The sequence below is a fragment of the Paenibacillus thermotolerans genome, assembly GCF_028745515.1.
GTDB lineage: Bacteria > Bacillota > Bacilli > Paenibacillales > YIM-B00363 > Paenibacillus_AE > Paenibacillus_AE thermotolerans.
Genome location: NZ_JAQZSG010000001.1, coordinates 190,711 through 211,209 on the forward strand (window position 1 = coordinate 190,711; position 20,499 = coordinate 211,209).

The window sequence follows — 20,499 nt, forward strand, 5'->3', positions numbered from 1 at the left end:
ATCACCTCTCAACCGTTTCCATCACGAATGCCTCAATGATGTCTCCCTCTTTAATATCGTTAAATTTCTCGATACTAATACCGCACTCGTAGCCTTGCGCAACTTCTTTCGCGTCGTCCTTAAACCGCTTGAGCGATTCGATCTTGCCTTCGAACACAACGACACCGCCGCGAATGATGCGCGCTTCCGCGTTTCTGGTAATTTTGCCTTGGGTAACCATACAGCCGGCAATCGTACCGACTTTGCTTACCTTAAACACATTTCGCACTTCCGCTTGGCCGATTACATTTTCTTTGTAAACCGGGTCCAGCAGCCCTTTCATCGCGGATTCGATCTCATCGATGACGTTGTAGATGATCCGGTGCAAACGAATATCGACGCCTTCCTGCTCCGCCGTCGTCTTGGCGGCAGGCTCCGGCCGGACGTTAAAGCCGATGACGATGGCGCTCGAGGCCGTCGCAAGGGAAATATCGGATTCGGTGATGGCGCCGACGCCGGAGTGGAGAATACGTACGCGAGCCCCTTCCACTTCGATCTTCTCGAGCGAGCCTTTCAGCGCCTCTAAGGAGCCTTGAACGTCGGCTTTAATGATAACGTTCAGTTCCTTCAGTTCGCCTTCTTTAATTTTGTTGAACAAGTCGTCAAGCGATACGCGGGCGTTCGCGGTAAAGTCCGCTTGGCGCTGCTTGGACGTCCGGGATTCCGCAATTTCGCGGGCTTTTCTTTCGTCCTCGAACACCATGAACGGATCGCCGGCTTGCGGTACCTCCGTAAGACCGGTAATTTCCACCGGCGTAGACGGTCCCGCTTCCTTCACGCGGCGGCCCTTGTCGTTGACCATAGCGCGTACGCGTCCGAAGCTGTTGCCCATAACGAGCGCGTCGCCGACCTTAAGCGTTCCGTTCTGTACGAGAACGCGAGCCACGGCGCCTTTTCCTTTGTCCAGCTCCGCCTCAATTACCGTACCGCGGGCGCGCTTGTTCGGGTTCGCCTTATATTCTTGCACCTCGGATACGAGCAAAATCATTTCGAGCAAGTTCTCGAGGTTCATCTTTTGCTTTGCGGATACGTTCACGAAAATCGTGTCGCCGCCCCACTCTTCCGGCACAAGCTCGTGCTCGGTCAGCTCTTGCTTGATCCGGTCCGGATTCGCTTCCGGCTTGTCGATTTTGTTGACCGCGACGATAATCGGCACCTTGGCCGCCTTCGCATGCGCAATCGCCTCGACTGTCTGCGGCATAACGCCGTCATCCGCGGCAACGACCAGGATGGTAATGTCCGTCACTTGAGCGCCGCGTGCGCGCATCGAGGTGAACGCCTCATGGCCCGGTGTATCGAGGAATGTAATTTTCTTATTGTTAATCTCGACTTGGTATGCGCCGATGTGCTGCGTGATGCCGCCGGCTTCGCCGGAAACGACGTTCGTTTCGCGGATGGCGTCAAGGAGCGTCGTTTTGCCGTGATCGACGTGACCCATGATCGTAACGACCGGCGGACGCTCTACGAGATCCTCTTCATTGTCCTGCTCTTCCGTCTCCTCGTAATTGTCCTCGTTGACGGCGATTTTCACATCGACTTCGACGCCGAATTCCGCAGCCAACAGTTGAATCACGTCGAGATCCAGCTCTTGGTTTATGGTCGCCATGATGCCCATGAAGAGCAGCTTCTTAATGACTTCGGAAGCGTCTTTATGGAGCAGCTTCGCCGTTTCGCCTACGGTCATATTGCCGCGAACGATAATTTTCTTCGGCGTATTGTCGATTTTTTCTTTACGGCCTTGAGCCATTCTGGCGCCTTTGGACAGCTTATTCGCTTTGTTCGACTTCTTGCGTCCTTTGCCGTCGCTGAATTCACCGTCGTCAAAGCGGGAAATGCGATCGGTCTCACGCTCTTTGCCTTTATTGCGATCGCGTTCGCGGGTCGGCTGCGGCTGCATCCGAGTATCGGTCGGCGGCGCCGGAATTTTGGCTGCGCCTCCGAAACGGTTGCCTCCGGGACGTCCGCCGCCTTGCGGTCGGTCGCCTTGCGGACGATTGCCGTACGGACGATCTCCCTGCGGGCGGTTGCCTTGCGGACGATCTCCTTGCGGGCGGTTGCCGTACGGACGGTCGCCCTGCGGACGATCCCCTTGCGGACGGTCGCCTTGCGGACGATCGCCTTGCGGTCGGTTGCCGTACGGACGAGCCCCTTGCGGACGATTGCCGTACGGACGGTCGCCCTGCGGCCGATCCCCTTGCGGGCGGTTGCCGTACGGACGAGCCCCTTGCGGACGATTGCCGTACGGACGGTCGCCCTGCGGACGATCCCCTTGCGGACGGTTGCCGTACGGACGATCACCTTGCGGACGGTTGCCGTACGGACGGTCGCCCTGCGGACGATCCCCTTGCGGACGGTTGCCGTACGGCCGATCACCTTGCGGACGGTTGCCGTACGGACGGTCGCCCTGCGGACGATCCCCGTGCGGACGGTTGCCGTACGGACGATCCCCTTGCGGACGTTTGCCTTACGGGCGGTCGCCTTGCGGACGATCCCCTTGCGGACGGTTGCCATACGGACGATCACCTTGCGGACGGTTGCCGTACGGACGGTCGCCCTGCGGACGATCCCCGTGCGGACGGTTGCCGTACGGGCGGTCGCCCTGCGGACGATCCCCGTGCGGACGGTTGCCGTACGGGCGGTCGCCCTGCGGACGATCCCCTTGCGGACGGTTGCCGTACGGACGATCCCCTTGCGGACGATTGCCATACGGGCGGTCGCCTTGCGGACGATCCCCTTGCGGACGGTTGCCATACGGGCGATCCCCGTGCGGACGGTCGCCTTGCGGCAGGTTGCCGTACGGGCGATCCCCTTGCGGACGGTCGCCGTGCGGACGATCCCCGTGCGGACGGTTGCCGTACGGACGATCCCCTTGCGGACGATTGCCTTACGGGCGGTCGCCTTGCGGACGATCCCCTTGCGGCCGGTTGCCCGAAAGTGCGGCATAGACCGCCAACAACTGGACTTACTCCCAGTACTTACGCCGAAAGCCATACGGGCGATCCCCTTGCGGACGGTCGCCTTGCGGACGGTTGCCGTACGGGCGATCCCCTTGCGGACGGTCGCCTTGCGGACGATCCCCTTGCGGACGGTTGCCATACGGGCGATCCCCTTGCGGACGGTCGCCTTGCGGACGGTTGCCGTACGGGCGATCCCCTTGCGGACGGTCGCCTTGCGGACGATCCCCTTGCGGACGGTTGCCATACGGGCGATTTCCGTACGGGCGGTCGCCTTGCGGACGGTTGCCATACGGGCGGTCGCCTTGCGGACGATCCCCTTGCGGGCGGCTTGCTTGGTCGCCTTCCGATTGCGGGCGATCCTGTTGCGGGCGATCTCCTTGCGGACGCTCCTGCTGCGAACGGTCGCCCTGAGGACGATCCCCGTCACGCCTCGGCGCCGTCCCGCTTTTAGGCGATGATGCTTGCGGCGCGCCGGACGATCCGCCGGCCGGTTCGTTGCGCTTCGCTGCCGCGTTCGCCTTCACATCTCGAAAAAACTTCTCCACGGCCGACACCGCATTGTCCTCCATTACGCTCATATGGTTATTCACCGGAATATCCAGCCGTTTCAAAATCGTAATAATTTCCTTGCTGCTCATATTGAGCGATTTTGCGTATTCGTACACCCTTAATTTGTTATCCGCTTTTGTCAATATATTTCCTCCTCCGCATGATTTCCCAAGCTCTTGCGGACAAGCCCGGACAGCCCCTCGTCCATAACGGCGACCACCACACGCTCAGGTTTCCCTACGCTATGGCCGAGCTCGTGCCGTTCGAATATTTCAATAATCGGAACCTTGTAAAACGAACACTTGTCCCGATATTTTTTCTTCGCGTTATCCGAAGCGTCATTAGCCAAAAACACCAGCTTCGCCGTGCCGCTCCGCACGGCCTTTAATACCGCTTCATCTCCGCTTGCCAGCTTTCCTGCCCGGAGCGCCAATCCTAAATACGACAACGTTTTGCTATGATCCGACATTGCCCGGTTTACTCGCCCTCTTCCTCTTCGTCTGGTTGCGCCGCTTGATATGCGCGAAACTCATCCTCGACGCGGATGAACTCCTGCGCGAGCGTGTCATACACTTGATCGCTTACCGTGACCTTCAACGCCCGGTCGAGCGCCCGGCTTTTCTTGGCGAGCTTAAAACACGAAACTTTGCCGCATAAATAAGCGCCCCGGCCTGATTTTTTGCCGGTGATGTCGATGAGCACTTCGGACTCCGGCGTGCGAACGATACGGATCAACTGTTTTTTGGGCATGTTTTCCTGACAAGCGACACATTTGCGTAACGGCACTCGCCGTACTCTCATGACGATCACCTCTATCCTTTGAATATGATATGAATGTTAATCGAAGCTGACCGAATCCTGCGGCAGCTCATCCGACGTGCGCGGACGGCCGTATTCTTCTTCCGCCTGCGACTCGCTCTTGATATCAATCTTCCAGCCGGTCAGCTTGGCGGCAAGTCTTGCATTCTGCCCCTTAATCCCGATGGCCAGCGACAATTGATAGTCGGGAACGATGACCCGAGCCGTCTTTTCATCCTCCAGCACCTGCACCTCGACGACTTTGGACGGGCTGAGCGCATTCGCTACGAACTCCTCGACATTTTCGCTCCAGCGCACGATATCGATCTTTTCGCCGCGAAGCTCGGTGACGATCGTCTGCACCCTCGCACCCTTCGGCCCGACGCACGAACCGACCGGGTCGACGTCCTCATTGCGCGAATAGACCGCAAGCTTCGAGCGGAAGCCGGCTTCCCGGGCAACCGATTTGATTTCTACGACACCGTCGTAAATTTCCGGCACTTCAAGCTCGAAAAGCCGTTTAAGCAAGCCCGGATGCGTGCGCGAAAGCACGATTTGCGGACCCTTTGTCGTATTTTCAACGCGGGTGATATACCCTTTGACCCGGTCATTGAGCTTAAATTTATCGGTCGGCATTAACTCGTTCAAAGGCATAACCGCTTCCACCTTGCCGAGGTCGACATACAGGTTCCGCGTATCCATCCGTTGTACGATGCCGGTGACGATATCCTCCGCTTTATCGACGAATGCATTATAAATAAGTCCGCGCTCCGCTTCGCGGATGCGCTGAGTGACAACCTGCTTGGCGGTCTGCGCGGCGATGCGGCCGAAATCGCGCGGCGTCACTTCGATTTCCACAATGTCGTCAAGCGCGTAGTTCGGATTGATTTCGCGCGCCGCATAAAGCGATATTTCAAGACGCGGATCGAGCACCTCGTCCACAACCGTCTTACGGGCAAATACGCGGATGCTGCCCGTCGTCCGGTTAATGTCGACCCGAACGTTTTGGGCGGTATTGAAATTCCGTTTATAGCTCGAGATGAGCGCCGCTTCAAGCGCTTCGATCAATACGTCCTTGCTGATGCCCTTCTCTCTTTCAATCTCCGATAACGCTTCGATAAAATCCGAGTTCATGGCATTCACTTCCCCCTTTCAATTATCCCAAAGAAGCTTTATTAAAATATGATAGTCAACCGAGCGCCGGCAATTTTGTTTACCGGGAGCTCGACGGTTTTTTTGCCGTCCTGAACGGTCAACTGTTGCTCGTCATAGGAAAGCAACCGGCCTTCGAATTCCTTCTTGCCGCCGATCGGTTCGTATGTAGTGATGTAAACGTCTTTACCGACCGCCCGTTTGAAATCTTCCGGCTTCTTTAACGGACGCTCCGCCCCCGGCGAGGAAACCTCCAAAATATAGGCATCCGGAATCGGATCCTCGGCATCCAGACGATCGCTTAAATACTCGCTGATCCGTCCGCATTCGTCGATGTCGATTCCGCCTTCCTTGTCAACATACACGCGAAGGAAGTAGTTCCCTCCCTCCTTCACATACTCCACATCCACCAATTCAAACCCTTCACGGTCAAGAAAGGGCTGCACCATCTCGGCAACGGTCTTCGTCACTCCTGTTGCGCTCACTAACGAACCTCCTCTATGGAAAAAACGTAAAGAGTGGGTTTCCCCACTCTCACTGTTCAGCAGTATCTGCACAATCACTTGAAAAGTATACCACAAAAGTGAAAAGCGGCACAAGAGGAGCTTTTCCGGTTGTCGCCGGCGTTCGTTCAGCATTATAATGAAACGCGTTCCGACGAACATTTGACAACTATTTCCGGCTTCTCAAGCCTTTGCTTCCGCAAACGAATCTCAAGAATACCTTTGGAGAGTTCCGCTCTGCTTCGTTTGACGGTCACCTTTTCCGGCAGCGGGATCGTCTCGACCCGTTTCCCTGGAATGCCTGCAACCGTAACATGCCGATTTCCGACGACGACCGAAGGCTTGCAGCCGAAAGCGTTCGCTGGCAACCGGATCCTGACGATGACCGAACGATGCGTTTCAAATATGTCCGTCGTTAACCCCGACACGGACATTTGCTCCAGCCGGTCGAGCGATTCCCCCAGCAAGCGCCACCAATTAAATTCTTCCCCGCCGTCATTCGCTTGCTTCATCGAATTCAGCTTGTTCAGGAGCAGCTTTTCAAAGGCTTTCCACCCTTCGCGGAATTTCTGATTGCCAATGTCCGTATTCATCCGCCCGTCACCTCCGCAGCAGCCTGGATTATTTCCCCATAGTATGCTTTCGGCGAAGATGAGGTTCCTGAAAATTTTTTTAAAAAAATTAGTATTGACCCTGACATTGATGTCAGGGTTTATAATACACACATACCGCTTCTTAGTGAAGGAGGCTTAGCATTGAAGATCGGAGAATTGTCCAAAGCGACCGGGGTCAGCGTCCGCTCCTTACGCTATTATGAGCAGCAAGGGCTGCTAACGGCCGAGCGGCAAAACAACGGATATCGGGAATACCATGCGCTTGCGGTCGAACAAGTGCTGACGATTCATTTTTATTTGACGCTCGGTTTAAGCACGGAACAAATTGCCGGCTTCCTGCACTGCGTTATGAAAAATAAGGAGGCGTTCTGCCAAGACGTGCTTCCGGTTTACCGGCAGAAGCTTCAGGAAATCGACAGCCAAATTGCGCTTCTTTCTTCTATTAAAAGCAATTTGGAGGAACGAATCGCTTCTATATTAAAGGAACAGGAAGGTGTTTCCCGTTGACGCTTCAATCGATTACCCAACAACAGTATAGAGAGCGGCTGAACATGTCCGGCGTTTCAGTAATCGAGTTCGGCGCCGTTTGGTGTCCGCCGTGCAAACAATTGTCGCCGTTGCTGCACGAGCTTGCGGGCGAGTACGGCCCTGCCGTCAGCTTCGCCCAAGTCGATGTGGATGAGTCGCCGGAGCTTGCGTCCGAGCTGGGCATCATGGGCATGCCTACGGTGATCGTTTACCGGGACGGCCAGCCGATGGATCGGCTTGTCGGTCTGCGGCCGAAGGATGCGTACAGAACGGTGATACAAAGAACGCTGCAACAATGAAATGAACTTTTTTACGTTCAAAATGTGACTTTATCCGCCGGTCGGGTAAAAGAGAAATTGTCTAATATACCCGATCTTTCAGCTTGTCGTCGCTAAACCATACTCTGATTTTCGCAATCCGATCGCCGCCGTTTTCCAATATGACGCTCAGCTCGCCCTTCACCCAAATGTCATACGTCTGCTTGCGGTAGCCTTTCGCCTTCAGCGCTTCCTCCGCTGCCCCTAGCGAATCCCCCACCCGGATGCCGAACAAGTGGTGCTTCGGATTTGTCGTCTCGATCGACGTTACTTTCCCGAATGCGCGGTTATCCCGGTCGTCCGCGAAGCCGAGGAGCAAACCGGCCCTTTTATACTCCCTGCCGTGACCGCCCATTCCTTCCAGATACATGTCTCCCCCGCCCGCAAGCTCGATGACCTCCTCTTCCTTCATAAAAATTCGGACGTCTCCGAAATCGCTGCCTTCTATCAATTCCTTGATTTCGAGGTCGGGATTCCCCGGCAAAGACAGCAGGACAGCGGCGCCGGCAATGAGCAGCAAAAAAATAACGATCGCCGGAGCAGTCAAAGCCAACCGTCGATTCCGTACTCCATTCCGAAACAACGGAACACCTCCCTACAAAAACGATCTCGACTGGAATGCCCCGATAATCTGCATATGGCTGTATTCGCCCGCCATTCGCGAAATCAACCAAGCATAAATGCTTGGTTGATTTTTTTTACCGGTCTGCCAGCGAGTGCTTCAGAAACCACTCATACAGATCCGGGTTATTATACGTTTCCGTCCACGAGTCGTGGTCCGCGTCGGGATATACCGTAAATTTGACGTTGCCTCCGACCCGTTGGAGCGCTTCAACCATTTGCTCCGATTCGCGAAGCGGAACGACGTTGTCCTTCGCGCCGTGAAACACCCAAATCGGCACGTTCTTTAACGTCGCGGCCGCTCTTGCCGGGTTTTCCCCGCCGCAGATCGGGGCTATGGCCGCGAACCGGTCGGGATACGCGATCGATAGCGTCCATGTGCCGTATCCGCCCATGCTCAAGCCGGTCAAATAAATTCTGTCCGTGTCCACCCGGTAATTGTCGGCAATCTCGTTAATGAGCGAGTCCAAGGCGTCGATTTCCACCGACCAGAACGAGTCTTCCGGACATTGCGGAGATACGGCGATAAACGGAAAATCGTCCCTGCCCTCCGCAATTTTCGGAATGCCGTGAATTTTCACCTTCTCAATATCGCTGCCCCGCTCACCCGCTCCGTGCAGAAACACGATCAACGGCCATTTCTCTTCACTTTCTTCATACTGCTTCGGCAAGTAGAGAAGATAATTGCTGCGCACCGTTTTGACAATTTCCTTAACCATCGTGTGAGATGTCTGACTCATGCCATCACTCTCATTTCTTTTATTTTGAATTACCCGATTACCGTCAATTGCTTGGGGAACGATGTCAGCACATCTGCGCCGTCCGCCGTTACGATGACGTCGTCCTCGATTCTCACGCCGCCGATGCCGGGTAAATATACGCCCGGCTCAATCGTAACGGCGACCCCTTCCTTCGCCAATTCGTGATTGGCTCCGTGCATCGAGGGGAACTCGTGAATATCGAGCCCCAGTCCGTGTCCCAGCCGATGCGTAAAATATTCGCCGTACCCGCGCGCCGCGATCGTTGCCCTGGCAGCCTTGTCGATCGCGCTGTACGCAACGCCTGCCCGAACGGCCGCAATCCCGGCAATATTCGCCTGCAGCACCGTATCGTACACATCCTTAAGCTTCGGACTGATGTCTCCGACTGCAAACGTGCGCGTAATGTCCGAGGCGTAACCGTCAGCGTACACCCCCAAATCGCAAAGCAGCAGCTCGCCTTCGCGAATCGGCCGCGTTCCCGTCTCGCCGTGAGGCATCGCGGATTTTTCACCCGCCAGAACGGTCGTGTCGAACGAAGGGCCTTGCGCGCCGAGCTTCTTCATCTGAAAGTCCAGCTCCGCCGCGAGCTCCATCTCCGTCATGCCGACTTGAAATTTATCCAGAGCGGCGCGCAGCACATCCTCCACGATCCGCGCCGCCTTCCGCATCCGCTCCGTCTCCTCCGCGGATTTAACGGCCCGCAGCGCAAGCAGCGCCGCACCGGCATCATCGTATGTATCCGCGCCGATAAACAAGCTCAGCGCTTCGAATTGATTGACAGTCAAGTGACCCTTCTCGATGCCGAGACGACGGATGCCTGCGGGCAATCGGCGGGACAACACCTCATAAGCGTTCTCCGTGTCATCGTGCGTTACGATCCTCTCAAGCGACGAGCTCGCTTCCGCCGCGTCACGATCAAGCGCGGGCGCGAACAAGAACGGCTCCTCCCCGCGAGGCATGACGACCGCCAGCATACGCTCGTGCGGATTCGATAAATACCCGGTTAAATAGTACACGTGCTTCGGCAGCGTAACGAGCAAAGCATCCAGCTGCCGCTCATCCATAAAATCGTATAAAGCCTGCATGCGTCCGTTCATGGCCAAATACCGCCTTTCGTTCAATGAAGTAACTGCCGGCTCATAAGATCCGGCTCAATAGTTCCTCCGCCAGCTCGTCGACTTCCCACGATTCGTCCTCATCGCTCGGATTCATAGCCAATCTAAGCAGCTCCGGCGCTAGCTCCAGCGTAATTTCTTCGGGAAGCTTCTTTACCAATAGCTCCATTACGGCATATTTCCCGGCCCCTTCGCCGGACTCCAAAATCGCTTTCAAAAGAGGGACCAATTCATAGCCGTGCGAAATGAGCAGCTCCGCCAGCTCCGAAGCCGTCGGCGACGGATCGTCACCGGCTCGTAAGTAACGCAGAAGTTCCGGGAGAAGCGGAATCCGCTCCTCTTCGCTCAGCCGTTTCAAATGCGCGAGCGTTTCGGCATCGAGCTTACGCTGCGGGGGCAAATTTTCATTCATGACGAGCATCACCGTTCATCAAATTGTGTACCCAGCTGTAGCACCGCTCCAGCTGCTCATCGTCGATTTTGTCCGACCGATGCTCAAACATCACTTTCACGTTCGGATTTTGTTCCCGGACGATTCGCAAATAGTGTTCAATCGGCGCCCAGCCGTCTTCCGTCCTATGATCGGGAAGCACGGGAAAATGTCCGTTCTCGACCCGCTGCTTTATTTGCACGTTCCAAAGATGCACGGTATGCGCGAACCTTCCGTATTTACGGATGACCGCCCTCGAATCGAAGCCCGGATCGATGCATTGTTGCTGCCATAGCCTTCCCGTGTCTAAGCACAGCTTAATCTTATCATATGCTGCAAGCAAATCCTCAATGGCGGTACCTTCATACACGTATCGATTCAAAGCGTCGAATTCCAGTACCGGGATAAAATCGTGCCGCTCGGCCGCAGCGGTCAGCCATTGAAACAGCCGCTCCGTCCCGGATACGAATTGCTCTTCCGTTATTTCGCTCTCAAACATATATTCCGACCGATCGGCAAACCGCCATTGCTCCCAATTTACCGCGTCGTCCAATACGACCGGCTTCGGATAATGAAACAGGACGTACTCGGGCTTGACTTGACGTACATATTCCAGCTCTCGTTCGATCCGTTCCAAAGCGTCCTCGCGAACCGCATCGTCCTTTGACATAAACAACGCGTCTCTGATTGGCGAACCTCCGCTTCGCAGCGGGAAATGAATGCCGACCAGAATTCCTTTGGCCTCGGATTGTTCCACGAGTGTTCGAACATCCTCTTCGTTCTCAAACATGCACGCTTCGATGCCGTAAAACTCCGGTTTGAAATCTCTGCGGTACTTCGCTTCGTCAAAACCTCCGTATTGCCCGATCAAAAATTGCCGCATAGATTACCGCTTGCCCCTTCTACTCTATTTTTTCGTTCAATAGAACCATATGGATGTGATCTTCCCACACTCCGTTGATTTTCAAATACTTTTTGGCAAGCCCTTCGCTATGAAAGCCGAGCTTCTCCGCGACCTTCAGCGAAGCGTGATTTCTGGGCATAATGTTCGCTTCGATCCGGTGCAGGCCGAGCGTGTCGAAAGCGTAATCGATCAGCGCACGCAGCGCTTCCGTCATGTACCCTTTGCCGCACTCCTCGGCGTCCATTTTGTAACCGAGATGACATGAAAGGAAGTTGCCCCGCACGATGTTGCTCAGCGACGCCGAACCGATAATCCGCCGATCCTTGTAGAACCATACCTTAAACAGCGTGCCGTTGTTCATCTTCTCGCAATCTTCCAGCAATATTTCTTTTTGCTCTTTTAGCGTAAAAAATTCGGGTCCTCTTGCCGGCTCCCATTCTCTCAGAAAGCTCTTGTTCCGCTGCACAAACTCGAGCACCTGCGGTGCGGCGGATCCGTCAACCGTCCGCAATGTCAATCTTTCCGTTCGTATCGCAATCGTCATAAGCCGCCTCTTCCGTTTAATACAATCGTTTGGTATAGCTCTCATCCAGCAATGTTGAAACTTCGCCCGCCGTTATGCTTATTTTCGACTTCACGTGGGAAGCCATCATCTCGGGAATGTTCGGGAGCTGTTCGGCGGGAAGCCATCGGCTCGGATCCCACAAGCCGGATCGCTTGAACGATTTGGCGCAGTGCAAATAACATTCCTCCACTTCGACGCCGATCCCCATGATCGGTTGCTTGCCGTTTACCGCCGTCTCCCGCAAATACGCCTCATCTCTGCTTACGCACGCTTTTCCGTTCACCCGGAACGTCTCCTCCAAGCCCGGAATCATAAAAATGAGGCCGATTCTTGGATTCGAAAGTATGTTACGGATCGAGTCCATTCTTCGGTTTCCCGGGCGGTCCGGTATGAACAAATGACGGTCGTCGATAACGTGAACGAAGCCGGGAGCGTCCCCGCGCGGGGAAACGTCGCACCGGCCGTCCGAGGATGACGTGGAAATCATTAGAAAAGGACTCTTTGAAATAAAAAGCTTGCCGTGTGAATCAAGAGCGTTTATTACCTTGTTGGCGGACAATTTGCTGGGATAACCGAATAAAGGGCGCAGCTCCTCAAGCTCATCGACAGTCGTAATCCGGTTACGAAACGTCTGTTCCAAACTTTTCGCCTCCTAATATGAGTCTGGCGAATCCCATTCTTGCTTTACTATAGAGTACACGTGACGATCCGAATAGTTGTCGCCGGACTTTTTCACCTGTCTCAGCGTCGTGTTCTTGCTGCAGCAAGCGAAGCTCCAAACGATCGTCGATCATTTTTTTGGCAAAAGACATTGCTCGCACCGCCTTTAATGCTCCCAAACCCTCTCTAGGGTAATGAGCCGTTCTCCATGAAATTCCGCCTTATAAATATCCGGCTTCGAGGCTCGGTTCCAAAAATCAAACCCGTATTCACGGCTATAATACTGCAAAATGATTGTCATAATGTTGCCGTGGGTGCCGATGGCGATTCTTTTTCCCGCATGCTCGTTTAATAATTTTGTAATGACAGGGATCGCTCTTTCCTGAGCCTGTCTCGTCGTCTCGCCCTCCGGCAAGCAAAAATCGGGCTCCTCGAACGATTTCCGAATGCCTTCCGTCAACTCTTCTTGTGCCACTTCATATCTCATGCTCGCAATTGCACGTTCGCGAAGCTCCTCGTATAGCTCGATTGTTTTCCCCAGGCGGTCTGCTAGCGGCTTCACCGTATCGATCGCCCTTCGGTAGCTGCTCGACACGATCACGTCGATGCCTTCATGCTGCAGCAAATCCGCTGCTCTGACCGCATCGGCCGCACCTTTGGCCGACAGACCGCGCGAACGCTCCTCCTCCAGCGAAAACGGGGACTCCGCATGCCTCACAAAGTAAAGATACGTATTCATCGCTGCCTCCTTATTGAAAGCTATCGGCCAATCGGTCCAGTACAAGCTCCCAGCGCCGCTTCATCTCTTCTCGCACGATACCGTCGGCAAGGTTTTCTTGATGAAAGCTGACGGTCGTCTTCCGTTCGCCGGCGGGGATGATGCGGATTTGCAGCGTTGACTCTTTCTCCCACTGGGCAAACCGGCACTTCATTCGAATTTGTTCATACGGCTTGACGACTCTCATCTCGCCCGTCGTACCCTCTGCCGTGCGATAACGCTCCCCCGCCGCGAAAGAAATCCCCGGAGCGTCGCCCAGCCATGATTGCAAGCCTTCCGGGGACGTTAAATAATCCCATGCTTGCTCCTTCGTAATCGGCAGCGTTCTTCTGACCCCGATCTGATACCCGGCCGACGCCGTCAATCCGACCGGTTTAGCGTTCGCCATGTCGAATCTCTCCTTCGTTCAAGATAATCTCATAGAATACTAGAGTTTGGTTTACAATCGGATTCGCGCCGCAGCGCAGCGCATCCGTAAGCGACGACGTCGCCGCATGGGAACGCTCATAATCCGCATCGGTAATTTGTCTGCGCTCTAAAGCCTCATTCAGCTCGTCCTCGTCCAAGACATATATTTCTCCATTAGGCAGCAGGACAACATCCAAATACAAATCTTCAATGTAAGGTATTCCTCCGTTCGTCAGCCCTTGCGATTTAATGATGTCAAAATACCATTGAACGACTTTTCCGTCACGTCCGATCATCACCGTGGCTGAGTAGGGCTCGCCCTCAGGGAAAAACATCAGCCAAACGTACCCGTCGTCCGCTATGCATATTTCGCGTTCTCCGTATGACACAACGAGAGGCTCCTTGACCCGCTGCAGCGACAGCATGGTTACATACCCGCGAAAGCCGCGATCGTCTACAAAGGTTTGCCTATATTGTTTTTGTAAAATTCTCCTCCAACCCGGTCGATCGGCATATTTATTTTTCATAGGGCCTCCTTGTTTTGTGCGCCCTTCTTTTCTGACATTATATAACAAAAGAAAACAGGCCGTCATCCGCAGCCTGTTTCATTCGCCGAATCGGTTATTTTTTCGCGCCGAGTTTGATCAGCTCCGGGAACGAAGGCACGATGGACCTGTACATCCGCGTCAGCTCCTCCGCCTGCGCCGGATCGACCCCCGCATGGATCAGTTCGTTACGGAACGTGCGGGAGCCCCGCCGTTTGTGAAATCCGATACTCAGCAGCGTACCGGGCATTTTGACGATCAGCACAAGCGCATACGCAACGATTTTCGCCACGTTCATACGTTTACTTGTCAGAGCTATACGAATAGCTCGTATGGGAACCGTTCTTCATGACATCGGATGTGACCGACTTGACCTGATTCATATAATCCTTGGTCATGGCCAGCGCTTCGGCGGCCGGAATGCCCGCGTTCACCAGCTCTTTGTAAAAGGTCCCGACCGCTTTACCGATCTTGGCGCCCGCTTCCTCGGAATACAGCGTTCCCAGCAAGTCGCTTACAAGCTTCGGCACTTTCGCCGATACGATTTCCAGCAGTTCTCCGATTTCCTTCGTCGGAATATCGTGATGATGATGCTCATGGCTCATACGAACAGTCTCCTTTGCAATCGTTTCATAATCGGATAAACGACAGGCGGCAGCGTCAGCCGAAGCGCCCACTCGCTCCATTGCAGCCATTCGGGCTCTTTGCTTTCCGTCCGGTCAATCCGGCGGTCAGCCTTCCTTTGAATTTCGGCTAACAACTTCTGCTTCGCTTTGTCGTCCATGACGGCCGACAGCCGTTTCATGTTTTCACGGAGTTCCACTTCCAGCTTAAGGCATTCGCGAAACGGCTCGTCATGCAGAATCAATTGAAACACTGCGGCCTTATCCTCGGGTTCCAAGGCGCCTTGGAGATAAAGAAAGGCCAGCTCCTGTTTTCGACTATGCTCCATTCGGGCCTCCCTCCTTCAACCACTCGGATAGTTTGCATTTGGCGTGATAAGCGCGGCTTTTGACGGTGCCCTCCGGAATATCAAGCATGGCGGCGATTTCGCCGACCGACAGCCCTTCGACATATTGCGCGTACAAAATGGTTCGTGCGGACTCGTCAAGCCGGTTCATCAAATCCGAGAAGTGTATCGCCTCCGTCCAATCCATTCCCCCGCTGCCGCCTGCCGGAATACTCTCTCGGAGGGCCGTTTCGCGATCCGGCAGACGGCGCAATCGGTCGACCATTCGCCGATGCGCGATGGTGAGGAGCCACGGCTTCGGCCGCTCCGGCTTGCGTCCGGCTTGAAGCTCGCGGTATGCCGCAAGGAACGTCTCTTGAAACATGTCTTCCATCAAGTGAACGTCCCGGATTTTAAACCGCAGGAACGAGTACACGCAATCGGCGTATTGCATGTATAGTTCTTCAAAGGTCATCCCTCACCATCCTTTCTACTGAATAGTCGCAGAAACTGCCGCGCAGGTTCACGAGGAGCAAATTATTTTTTCAATTCGTACGCGGTAGCCGCCGCATCTTGTATGAACGGACTCATTTCCCCGATATAGAACAAATGAAGCTCGTGCATTGCGCGCGTGCATACGGTATAAAGCAGCTTGCGATCTTCTTCTTCGCCGTACTGAGACGCCGATGCGTCGTAAACGATCGCGGCGTCAAATTCGACCCCTTTGGCCAAATAAGACGGGATGACCGAAACCCCGGGAACGAAGGCGGCCGACTCTTTCGTGATCAGAACGGCGGACAAGCGGCGATTGATCCGATCGAAAGCGTCCTTTGTCTCGCTTGCGGTTTTGCAAATGACGGCGATCGTCCGATAGCCTTCGGATTGCAGGCGATGGATCAGTGACGCAACACGCTCCGCCGCAGTCTCGCGATCGGGAGCCTCGGATACGATCGGTTTGGGGCCGTCGCGCTCGAACGGTTCGATGCCGCCGCCTTCTTTTACCAGCTCCCTTGTAAACTCAACGATTTGCCGTGTGGACCGGTACGACCTCGGCAGCACGATCAGCTCCCGCTCCGCAGGATCGAACCATGCCTCCGCCGCCGCAAACCCGCTCCCCGCGTTCGGAAAAATCGCTTGATTGAAATCGCCAAGCAAGGTCATTTTTGCCCTAGGGAACAACCGGCTGATAAAGGCATAATGGAACGGAGAATAGTCCTGCGCTTCATCGATAAAGACATGGCGTATCGAACGATTCGTATGGAACCCTTCCAGCCTTTCTTTCACATATACGAAAGGCGCCGCGTCCTCATACGGAAGTTCGCCGAGCTCCAGCCTTGCGGCGGTTTGCTCGCATATGTCCGCCCACTCCTCAGGAATGTTCTGCGCGTCCGTAAACGAGGAAAACCGGGCCGCATCCCGATACAATAGGCTGTAAATAGCGGCCGTATCCAAGAAGCCGAGCTGTTCCGCCCATGCCCGCAGCGGACGGAAGTGCGCCTCCACTACTTTCTCCGCGAGAAATTCAAACTCCTTATCGAAATCGTCGAACGAATTCTCGGAAAAGCGATTCTGTTTTTGCAGCTCTTTATACGCCCACAGATATTCGTCCTGGTCCAGCAATCCGACTTCTTCTTCGACCCAAGGCTGCCGTCTGATTTCCGCTTCGCAACGATCCAGCTTCGCGAGCAGCCATTGCGACAGCAGCCGGATCCGGTTCGGCACTCGGATCGAAGCGTCGTAAGCGTAAAACTGCTTCTTCATTTCATCCGCCGTAATTAATGCTTCGCCGCGAAACACGACGTCTTTGAAGCATATTCCGCACTGGGCCAAAGACTCGGTATACCGCTCGAGCGCCTGCATAAACCAAGCGGACGATTTGGCCCGAATCCCCGCCATACGCACGGAATATCCCGGCGTTTCCCGGGATGTCAGCGTATACTCCATTTGATCGAACGGGTCCTCCGGCTTGAACGTCTCACCGATTCGATGCTCCAAATATTCCTGGAGCGTCGTTTGCTGCATATTTTCTTCGCCGAGCTCGGGCAGGACAGTGGAAATATAACCGTTAAAGATCGGGTTGGGGGAAAACAGCACGATCTGATCGGCAGTCAGCATGCCGCGGTACCGGTAGAGCAAGTAGGCAATCCGCTGCAGCGCAGCCGACGTCTTTCCGCTGCCCGCCGCGCCTTGCACGATCAGCACTCGGCTCTTCTCGTTGCGGATGATCCGGTTTTGCTCCTTCTGGATCGTAGAAACGATCGTTTTCATATGCGTGTCCGCACGCTTGCCCAGCATCTCCCGCAGCAGCTGATCTCCGATCGTAATTCCCGCGTCGAACATGCCTTCCAGCTGTCCGCTTCGTATGACGTACTGCCGTTTCTCTTTCATAACGCCGCGGATCGTCCCGCTCGGCGTCTCGTAGGATGCCGGCCCGGGAAGAAAATCATAGTACATGCTGGATATCGGCGCACGCCAATCGTAGATGAGAAAGTCCAATTCGTCCTCGTCAAGGAGCGATGCAAGGCCGATATAAATGCGATCCTCGGCCGGCATGCCGTCTTCCAAAAAATCGATTCTGCCGAAATAAGGAGATTGCAGCAGCCGTTCGAGAACGGACGCCTTTTTGGCCGCAAGCCGATAGCTTCGCTCCTTCTCGGACAGCAGGTCCGCTTGCTGCTTTATGCTAGCGTACGTTTCTATCGCATCGTTCGGATCGTCAAAACTGATCGTCACGTCCTCCCAGAAGTGCTTGCGAATATCGACTACATCCGACTTCTGTAGTCCCGCCTCCTCCCGAAGAACCGAGATTCGCTCCTCGATCACTTTCTTGACCCGTTCGATCCGTTGCTGCTCCGCAGTCCAATCGCGCTGTTCCATGCTCATTCGCATGCTCCCCTTCATGTAAATTTTAAGCCGCGGACGGTTTGACAAACCGCTTTAGTTGTGTTATGATTATATTGGGATATTCTAATCAATATATTTTATACTCCGTGGCCACTCTTCATTTTACCATGGAGCTTCTTTTATTTCAAAACAAATGTGAAGCCGCCTTCGATTTTGAAGTGCACCCAGTCAAGTAGACGGTGGAATAAAATAAAATGATTAAGCTGCCTTAGCACGAGCTTCCATCGGGCTAAGGCTGTTTAATTTTTTCTGTAGCCGCTCGTAGTTATAGAAATGAATGTAGTCATCGATGTCTTTCTTTAATGCATCAAAGGTATGGTATTTGTGAAGGTAGTATTTCTCGCACTTAAGAGTGCCCCAGAATGCTTCCATAGGACTGTTATCGATACACTTTCCGACTCTTGACATGCTCTGCGTCATCTCGTTTGCCTCTAAGCGTCTTTTAAAGCCCCAGGACGTGTATTGAAAACCACGATCGCTATGTATCATTGGCGATGTTCCAGGTGCGGCTTTCAACGCCAGATCAAGTGTTGTGAAAACAAGGTTATTGTTGTTGGAATGGCCAAGTACGTAGGCCACAATGGATTTATCGTGAAGATCTAAGATTGCACTGAGATAAGCTTTCTGACCTTTTCCGTACTTCATTTCCGTTACGTCGGTCACCCATTTCTCATTCGACTTTTCAGCGGTAAAATCGCGGTTCAACAGGTTCTCCGCTATCTGTTCAGGCGTGGATTTCACGTATTTCTTTTTCTTCTTGCGAATAACCGACTGGATGCCTGCAAGTTTCATCAGGCGATAAACCCGTTTGTGGTTAATCGCACAATCCAGCTGTTTTCTTAAATGAAGAGTTAACTGGCGGTAACCAAAGATGCCATCTACCTTCTCATAAAGTAAGATCATGGCATTCGCTAAGTGTTCGTTTTCTTGCTCTTGGAAACTGGGTTCCCGATTTAACCACTTGTAGTAGCTTGAGCGGGGAATACCTGCCACTTTGCATAGCAGTTGAATGCTAAAACCCGTACTTTGCTGCACGGCTTGAATCGAAAGGTAGATGTTCTCCCGGCGTACCTGGCTTAAAAACGCCTCCTTTCGAGTTCCTCTAACTTTTTTAACAATGTATTCTCCGCTCGCAGCCGTTCGTTCTCGGCCTCTAGCTTCTTCATAGCAAGTCTTTGCTGCTCCGCTTCGCTTAACTCCTCTGCAGGCTTATTCCTCCCGCGTCGATCCTTGAGGGCATCTTCTGCCCCTGCATCATATTTCTTCACCCATTGATAAACCTGCTGATAAGAAACCTGATACTTTTCTGCTGCTTTATGGTAATCGTGATTTTGTGAAAGGCAGTACAACACGATATCGATCCGTTCTTCCCAGGTAGTCGTTCGTCCCTTTGTCATAGCGGCTACGCCTCCATTCTTATACGGTTTTAGACCGCTATGACTATTATACTTTCTAATCCAGTTCCTGAGTTGTGTACGACTTGCTATACTGTATTTTCTTATGACTTCGTGTTGTGAGTACTTTCCGGAAAGATAATCTTGAATCGCTTGTAGTTTAAGTTCTACCGAATAACTTTTATTCTTTGAACGAAATTCCAACCCTTCAGCTCCGTAAAGTTCATAACGACGTCGCCAGTCTTTCAAAGTACTGACGTTAATACTATATTTGCAGGCTATCTCGCTTAGTGACCCTTGCCCCGTTTCAAGCTCCTTCAATACGGCTAATTTCTCTTTCCCGCTGTACTCGTTAATTTTGGACATGAAAAAACTCCCCTTGGTAAACAGGTTTTATTATTTCACCTGTCTACCTAGAGGGGAGCATATCATTTTTGGAAGGTGGCTTTTATGTGCTTACCGGGGGCTTACACAATCACCGCTTCGAATCGAACTGGAGGCGCACGCGCCAGGTGTTATTCGGTGATCCTTGCATTTGTCTCGGTTCAATGCCTTTCGCCTTGCAATATTCCGCATAACGCTCGGGGTTTGTCAGCGATATTGACTCATTTGTCAGCGAAATTTGCCTACATTGTCAATAACGTTGACTACCGTAACCGTTTGTCAATCAAATTGACAAATGTGTCGCTTCGCGCTGACTAATATGTCAATATCACTGACTGTTGAGACGAACGATCCACTGGACTAGCAGTATACAATATTTAACTTCGGTGCGATTGTTTGGGAATGAAGGGCTATGCATGAGGGAACTTTACAAGGGAAAGGTGGTGACGGCGCATGCCGAAGGATAAACTGAAAGATGAGAGGGACGGAAACCCGAAAACGGTCTATGAGGATACGAAAGCGCATGAACGAATCGGCCTGAGGCAGGACGACTCCATAGAGGTTTTGAAAAAGCAAAATTCGCATTTGGAATGAAAAAACCGCCCCTCGCTGCGATACGGCTTG

General features: G+C 53.5%; 26 protein-coding genes and 1 pseudogene. 3 read left to right on the top strand and 24 right to left on the bottom strand.

Annotation, left to right across the window (positions count from 1 at the left end; genetic code table 11):
- Window position 1 precedes the first annotated feature (1 nt).
- The 8 genes and pseudogenes from infB to PT964_RS00940 form a co-directional block, all read right to left on the bottom strand.
- The gene (gene infB / locus PT964_RS00905) at window positions 2–1,936 is read right to left on the bottom strand and encodes a translation initiation factor IF-2 (protein ID WP_274361418.1); all 1,935 of its coding nucleotides are present in this window, start codon (window positions 1,934–1,936) and stop codon (window positions 2–4) included.
- Window positions 1,899–2,267: pseudogene (locus tag PT964_RS26465) on the bottom strand (hypothetical protein); the annotation flags it as partial. The gene infB and the pseudogene PT964_RS26465, both read right to left, overlap by 38 nt.
- Before the next feature lie 734 nt (window positions 2,268–3,001).
- Complete coding sequence (locus tag PT964_RS26400; RefSeq protein WP_337995001.1) at window positions 3,002–3,688, bottom strand: translation initiation factor IF-2 N-terminal domain-containing protein; 687 nt, start codon at window positions 3,686–3,688, stop codon at window positions 3,002–3,004.
- Window positions 3,685–4,014: a YlxQ family RNA-binding protein gene (locus PT964_RS00920; protein WP_274361419.1), complete on the bottom strand. Its 330-nt coding sequence runs from the start codon at window positions 4,012–4,014 to the stop codon at window positions 3,685–3,687. Before PT964_RS00920 ends, PT964_RS26400 begins: the two co-directional genes overlap by 4 nt.
- Before the next feature lie 8 nt (window positions 4,015–4,022).
- Window positions 4,023–4,346, bottom strand: coding sequence for an RNase P modulator RnpM (gene rnpM, locus PT964_RS00925; RefSeq protein ID WP_274361420.1), 324 nt, complete (start codon window positions 4,344–4,346; stop codon window positions 4,023–4,025).
- Between the two features lie 36 nt (window positions 4,347–4,382).
- Window positions 4,383–5,477 carry a transcription termination factor NusA gene (gene nusA, locus PT964_RS00930; RefSeq protein WP_274361421.1) on the bottom strand — a complete coding sequence of 365 codons (1,095 nt, stop codon included), beginning with the start codon at window positions 5,475–5,477 and terminating at the stop codon, window positions 4,383–4,385.
- A 41-nt stretch (window positions 5,478–5,518) separates the two neighbouring features.
- The gene (gene rimP / locus PT964_RS00935) at window positions 5,519–5,980 is read right to left on the bottom strand and encodes a ribosome maturation factor RimP (RefSeq protein ID WP_274361422.1); all 462 of its coding nucleotides are present in this window, start codon (window positions 5,978–5,980) and stop codon (window positions 5,519–5,521) included.
- A gap of 152 nt (window positions 5,981–6,132) precedes the next feature.
- Window positions 6,133–6,591: an Hsp20/alpha crystallin family protein gene (locus PT964_RS00940; protein ID WP_274361423.1), complete on the bottom strand. Its 459-nt coding sequence runs from the start codon at window positions 6,589–6,591 to the stop codon at window positions 6,133–6,135.
- Window positions 6,592–6,753: 162 nt separating this feature from the next.
- Here PT964_RS00940 and PT964_RS00945 point away from each other — a divergent pair, with 162 nt between their 5' ends.
- Window positions 6,754–7,119 carry a MerR family transcriptional regulator gene (locus PT964_RS00945; protein WP_274361424.1) on the top strand — a complete coding sequence of 122 codons (366 nt, stop codon included), beginning with the start codon at window positions 6,754–6,756 and terminating at the stop codon, window positions 7,117–7,119.
- A complete protein-coding gene (locus PT964_RS00950) occupies window positions 7,116–7,439 on the top strand; it encodes a thioredoxin family protein (RefSeq protein ID WP_274361425.1) in 324 nt (107 codons plus the stop codon). The genes PT964_RS00945 and PT964_RS00950 overlap by 4 nt, the downstream gene beginning before the upstream one ends.
- A gap of 61 nt (window positions 7,440–7,500) precedes the next feature.
- Here PT964_RS00950 and PT964_RS00955 read toward each other — a convergent pair whose 3' ends face one another.
- The 16 genes from PT964_RS00955 to PT964_RS01030 all read right to left on the bottom strand — a co-directional run bounded on the left by PT964_RS00955 (window position 7,501) and on the right by PT964_RS01030 (window position 19,857).
- The gene (locus PT964_RS00955; protein ID WP_274361426.1) at window positions 7,501–8,040 is read right to left on the bottom strand and encodes a hypothetical protein; all 540 of its coding nucleotides are present in this window, start codon (window positions 8,038–8,040) and stop codon (window positions 7,501–7,503) included.
- 115 nt (window positions 8,041–8,155) lie between these two features.
- On the bottom strand, window positions 8,156–8,818 hold the full coding sequence (locus PT964_RS00960) for a carboxylesterase family protein (RefSeq protein ID WP_274361427.1): 663 nt from the start codon (window positions 8,816–8,818) through the stop codon (window positions 8,156–8,158).
- Between the two features lie 29 nt (window positions 8,819–8,847).
- Entirely contained in the window at window positions 8,848–9,936 is a 1,089-nt protein-coding gene (locus tag PT964_RS00965; protein ID WP_274361428.1) for a M24 family metallopeptidase, read from the bottom strand.
- 40 nt (window positions 9,937–9,976) lie between these two features.
- Window positions 9,977–10,366, bottom strand: a complete 390-nt coding sequence (locus PT964_RS00970; protein ID WP_274361429.1) for a DUF5071 domain-containing protein — start codon at window positions 10,364–10,366, stop codon at window positions 9,977–9,979.
- A complete protein-coding gene (locus tag PT964_RS00975; RefSeq protein ID WP_274361430.1) occupies window positions 10,359–11,267 on the bottom strand; it encodes a sugar phosphate isomerase/epimerase family protein in 909 nt (302 codons plus the stop codon). Before PT964_RS00975 ends, PT964_RS00970 begins: the two co-directional genes overlap by 8 nt.
- A gap of 19 nt (window positions 11,268–11,286) precedes the next feature.
- Window positions 11,287–11,832, bottom strand: a complete 546-nt coding sequence (locus tag PT964_RS00980; RefSeq protein WP_274361431.1) for a GNAT family N-acetyltransferase — start codon at window positions 11,830–11,832, stop codon at window positions 11,287–11,289.
- A 16-nt stretch (window positions 11,833–11,848) separates the two neighbouring features.
- Window positions 11,849–12,493 carry a pyridoxamine 5'-phosphate oxidase family protein gene (locus tag PT964_RS00985; protein WP_274361432.1) on the bottom strand — a complete coding sequence of 215 codons (645 nt, stop codon included), beginning with the start codon at window positions 12,491–12,493 and terminating at the stop codon, window positions 11,849–11,851.
- A gap of 186 nt (window positions 12,494–12,679) precedes the next feature.
- Entirely contained in the window at window positions 12,680–13,252 is a 573-nt protein-coding gene (locus tag PT964_RS00990; protein WP_274361433.1) for a histidine phosphatase family protein, read from the bottom strand.
- Window positions 13,253–13,262: 10 nt separating this feature from the next.
- Window positions 13,263–13,679 (bottom strand): SRPBCC family protein, encoded by a 417-nt coding sequence (locus PT964_RS00995; protein WP_274361434.1) that lies wholly within the window; start codon window positions 13,677–13,679, stop codon window positions 13,263–13,265.
- Window positions 13,666–14,226 (bottom strand): ribonuclease FAU-1 family protein, encoded by a 561-nt coding sequence (locus tag PT964_RS01000; RefSeq protein ID WP_274361435.1) that lies wholly within the window; start codon window positions 14,224–14,226, stop codon window positions 13,666–13,668. The genes PT964_RS00995 and PT964_RS01000 overlap by 14 nt, the downstream gene beginning before the upstream one ends.
- Before the next feature lie 94 nt (window positions 14,227–14,320).
- The gene (locus tag PT964_RS01005; protein ID WP_274361436.1) at window positions 14,321–14,542 is read right to left on the bottom strand and encodes a hypothetical protein; all 222 of its coding nucleotides are present in this window, start codon (window positions 14,540–14,542) and stop codon (window positions 14,321–14,323) included.
- 4 nt (window positions 14,543–14,546) lie between these two features.
- The gene (locus PT964_RS01010) at window positions 14,547–14,849 is read right to left on the bottom strand and encodes a hypothetical protein (protein WP_274361437.1); all 303 of its coding nucleotides are present in this window, start codon (window positions 14,847–14,849) and stop codon (window positions 14,547–14,549) included.
- Window positions 14,846–15,196, bottom strand: coding sequence for a hypothetical protein (locus PT964_RS01015; protein WP_274361438.1), 351 nt, complete (start codon window positions 15,194–15,196; stop codon window positions 14,846–14,848). Before PT964_RS01015 ends, PT964_RS01010 begins: the two co-directional genes overlap by 4 nt.
- Window positions 15,186–15,668, bottom strand: coding sequence for an RNA polymerase sigma factor (locus PT964_RS01020; protein ID WP_274361439.1), 483 nt, complete (start codon window positions 15,666–15,668; stop codon window positions 15,186–15,188). The genes PT964_RS01015 and PT964_RS01020 overlap by 11 nt, the downstream gene beginning before the upstream one ends.
- A 62-nt stretch (window positions 15,669–15,730) precedes the next feature.
- Window positions 15,731–18,076: an RNA polymerase recycling motor HelD gene (helD, locus tag PT964_RS01025; protein WP_274361440.1), complete on the bottom strand. Its 2,346-nt coding sequence runs from the start codon at window positions 18,074–18,076 to the stop codon at window positions 15,731–15,733.
- A 219-nt stretch (window positions 18,077–18,295) separates the two neighbouring features.
- Window positions 18,296–19,857 (bottom strand): IS3 family transposase gene (locus tag PT964_RS01030; protein ID WP_274361441.1). Its coding sequence is split into 2 segments (ribosomal slippage): window positions 18,296–19,221 and window positions 19,221–19,857, totalling 1,563 coding nucleotides; the frame shifts between segments, so codons are not numbered across the junction.
- A gap of 471 nt (window positions 19,858–20,328) precedes the next feature.
- On the opposite strand from PT964_RS01030, the gene PT964_RS01035 reads away from it, so the two are divergent.
- On the top strand, window positions 20,329–20,469 hold the full coding sequence (locus tag PT964_RS01035) for a hypothetical protein (protein WP_274361442.1): 141 nt from the start codon (window positions 20,329–20,331) through the stop codon (window positions 20,467–20,469).
- The last annotated feature ends 30 nt before the right edge of the window (window positions 20,470–20,499 follow it).

What these genes read in the sequence shown, in the direction of transcription:
- helD (WP_274361440.1), bottom strand. Translation starts at nt 18,076, where the DNA reads ATGAGCATGGAACAGCGCGATTGGACTGCGGAGCAGCAACGGATCGAA.
- PT964_RS01015 (WP_274361438.1), bottom strand. Translation starts at nt 15,196, where the DNA reads ATGGAGCATAGTCGAAAACAGGAGCTGGCCTTTCTTTATCTCCAAGGC.
- PT964_RS00975 (WP_274361430.1), bottom strand. Translation starts at nt 11,267, where the DNA reads ATGCGGCAATTTTTGATCGGGCAATACGGAGGTTTTGACGAAGCGAAG.
- PT964_RS00960 (WP_274361427.1), bottom strand. Translation starts at nt 8,818, where the DNA reads ATGAGTCAGACATCTCACACGATGGTTAAGGAAATTGTCAAAACGGTG.
- nusA (WP_274361421.1), bottom strand. Translation starts at nt 5,477, where the DNA reads ATGAACTCGGATTTTATCGAAGCGTTATCGGAGATTGAAAGAGAGAAG.
- PT964_RS00940 (WP_274361423.1), bottom strand. Translation starts at nt 6,591, where the DNA reads ATGAATACGGACATTGGCAATCAGAAATTCCGCGAAGGGTGGAAAGCC.
- PT964_RS00965 (WP_274361428.1), bottom strand. Translation starts at nt 9,936, where the DNA reads ATGAACGGACGCATGCAGGCTTTATACGATTTTATGGATGAGCGGCAG.
- PT964_RS00970 (WP_274361429.1), bottom strand. Translation starts at nt 10,366, where the DNA reads ATGAATGAAAATTTGCCCCCGCAGCGTAAGCTCGATGCCGAAACGCTC.
- PT964_RS01035 (WP_274361442.1), top strand. Translation starts at nt 20,329, where the DNA reads ATGCCGAAGGATAAACTGAAAGATGAGAGGGACGGAAACCCGAAAACG.
- PT964_RS00920 (WP_274361419.1), bottom strand. Translation starts at nt 4,014, where the DNA reads ATGTCGGATCATAGCAAAACGTTGTCGTATTTAGGATTGGCGCTCCGG.
- PT964_RS01005 (WP_274361436.1), bottom strand. Translation starts at nt 14,542, where the DNA reads ATGAACGTGGCGAAAATCGTTGCGTATGCGCTTGTGCTGATCGTCAAA.
- PT964_RS01000 (WP_274361435.1), bottom strand. Translation starts at nt 14,226, where the DNA reads ATGAAAAATAAATATGCCGATCGACCGGGTTGGAGGAGAATTTTACAA.
- PT964_RS01020 (WP_274361439.1), bottom strand. Translation starts at nt 15,668, where the DNA reads ATGACCTTTGAAGAACTATACATGCAATACGCCGATTGCGTGTACTCG.
- PT964_RS00995 (WP_274361434.1), bottom strand. Translation starts at nt 13,679, where the DNA reads ATGGCGAACGCTAAACCGGTCGGATTGACGGCGTCGGCCGGGTATCAG.
- infB (WP_274361418.1), bottom strand. Translation starts at nt 1,936, where the DNA reads ATGCAGCCGCAGCCGACCCGCGAACGCGATCGCAATAAAGGCAAAGAG.
- PT964_RS00980 (WP_274361431.1), bottom strand. Translation starts at nt 11,832, where the DNA reads ATGACGATTGCGATACGAACGGAAAGATTGACATTGCGGACGGTTGAC.
- rnpM (WP_274361420.1), bottom strand. Translation starts at nt 4,346, where the DNA reads ATGAGAGTACGGCGAGTGCCGTTACGCAAATGTGTCGCTTGTCAGGAA.
- PT964_RS01010 (WP_274361437.1), bottom strand. Translation starts at nt 14,849, where the DNA reads ATGAGCCATGAGCATCATCATCACGATATTCCGACGAAGGAAATCGGA.
- PT964_RS00990 (WP_274361433.1), bottom strand. Translation starts at nt 13,252, where the DNA reads ATGAATACGTATCTTTACTTTGTGAGGCATGCGGAGTCCCCGTTTTCG.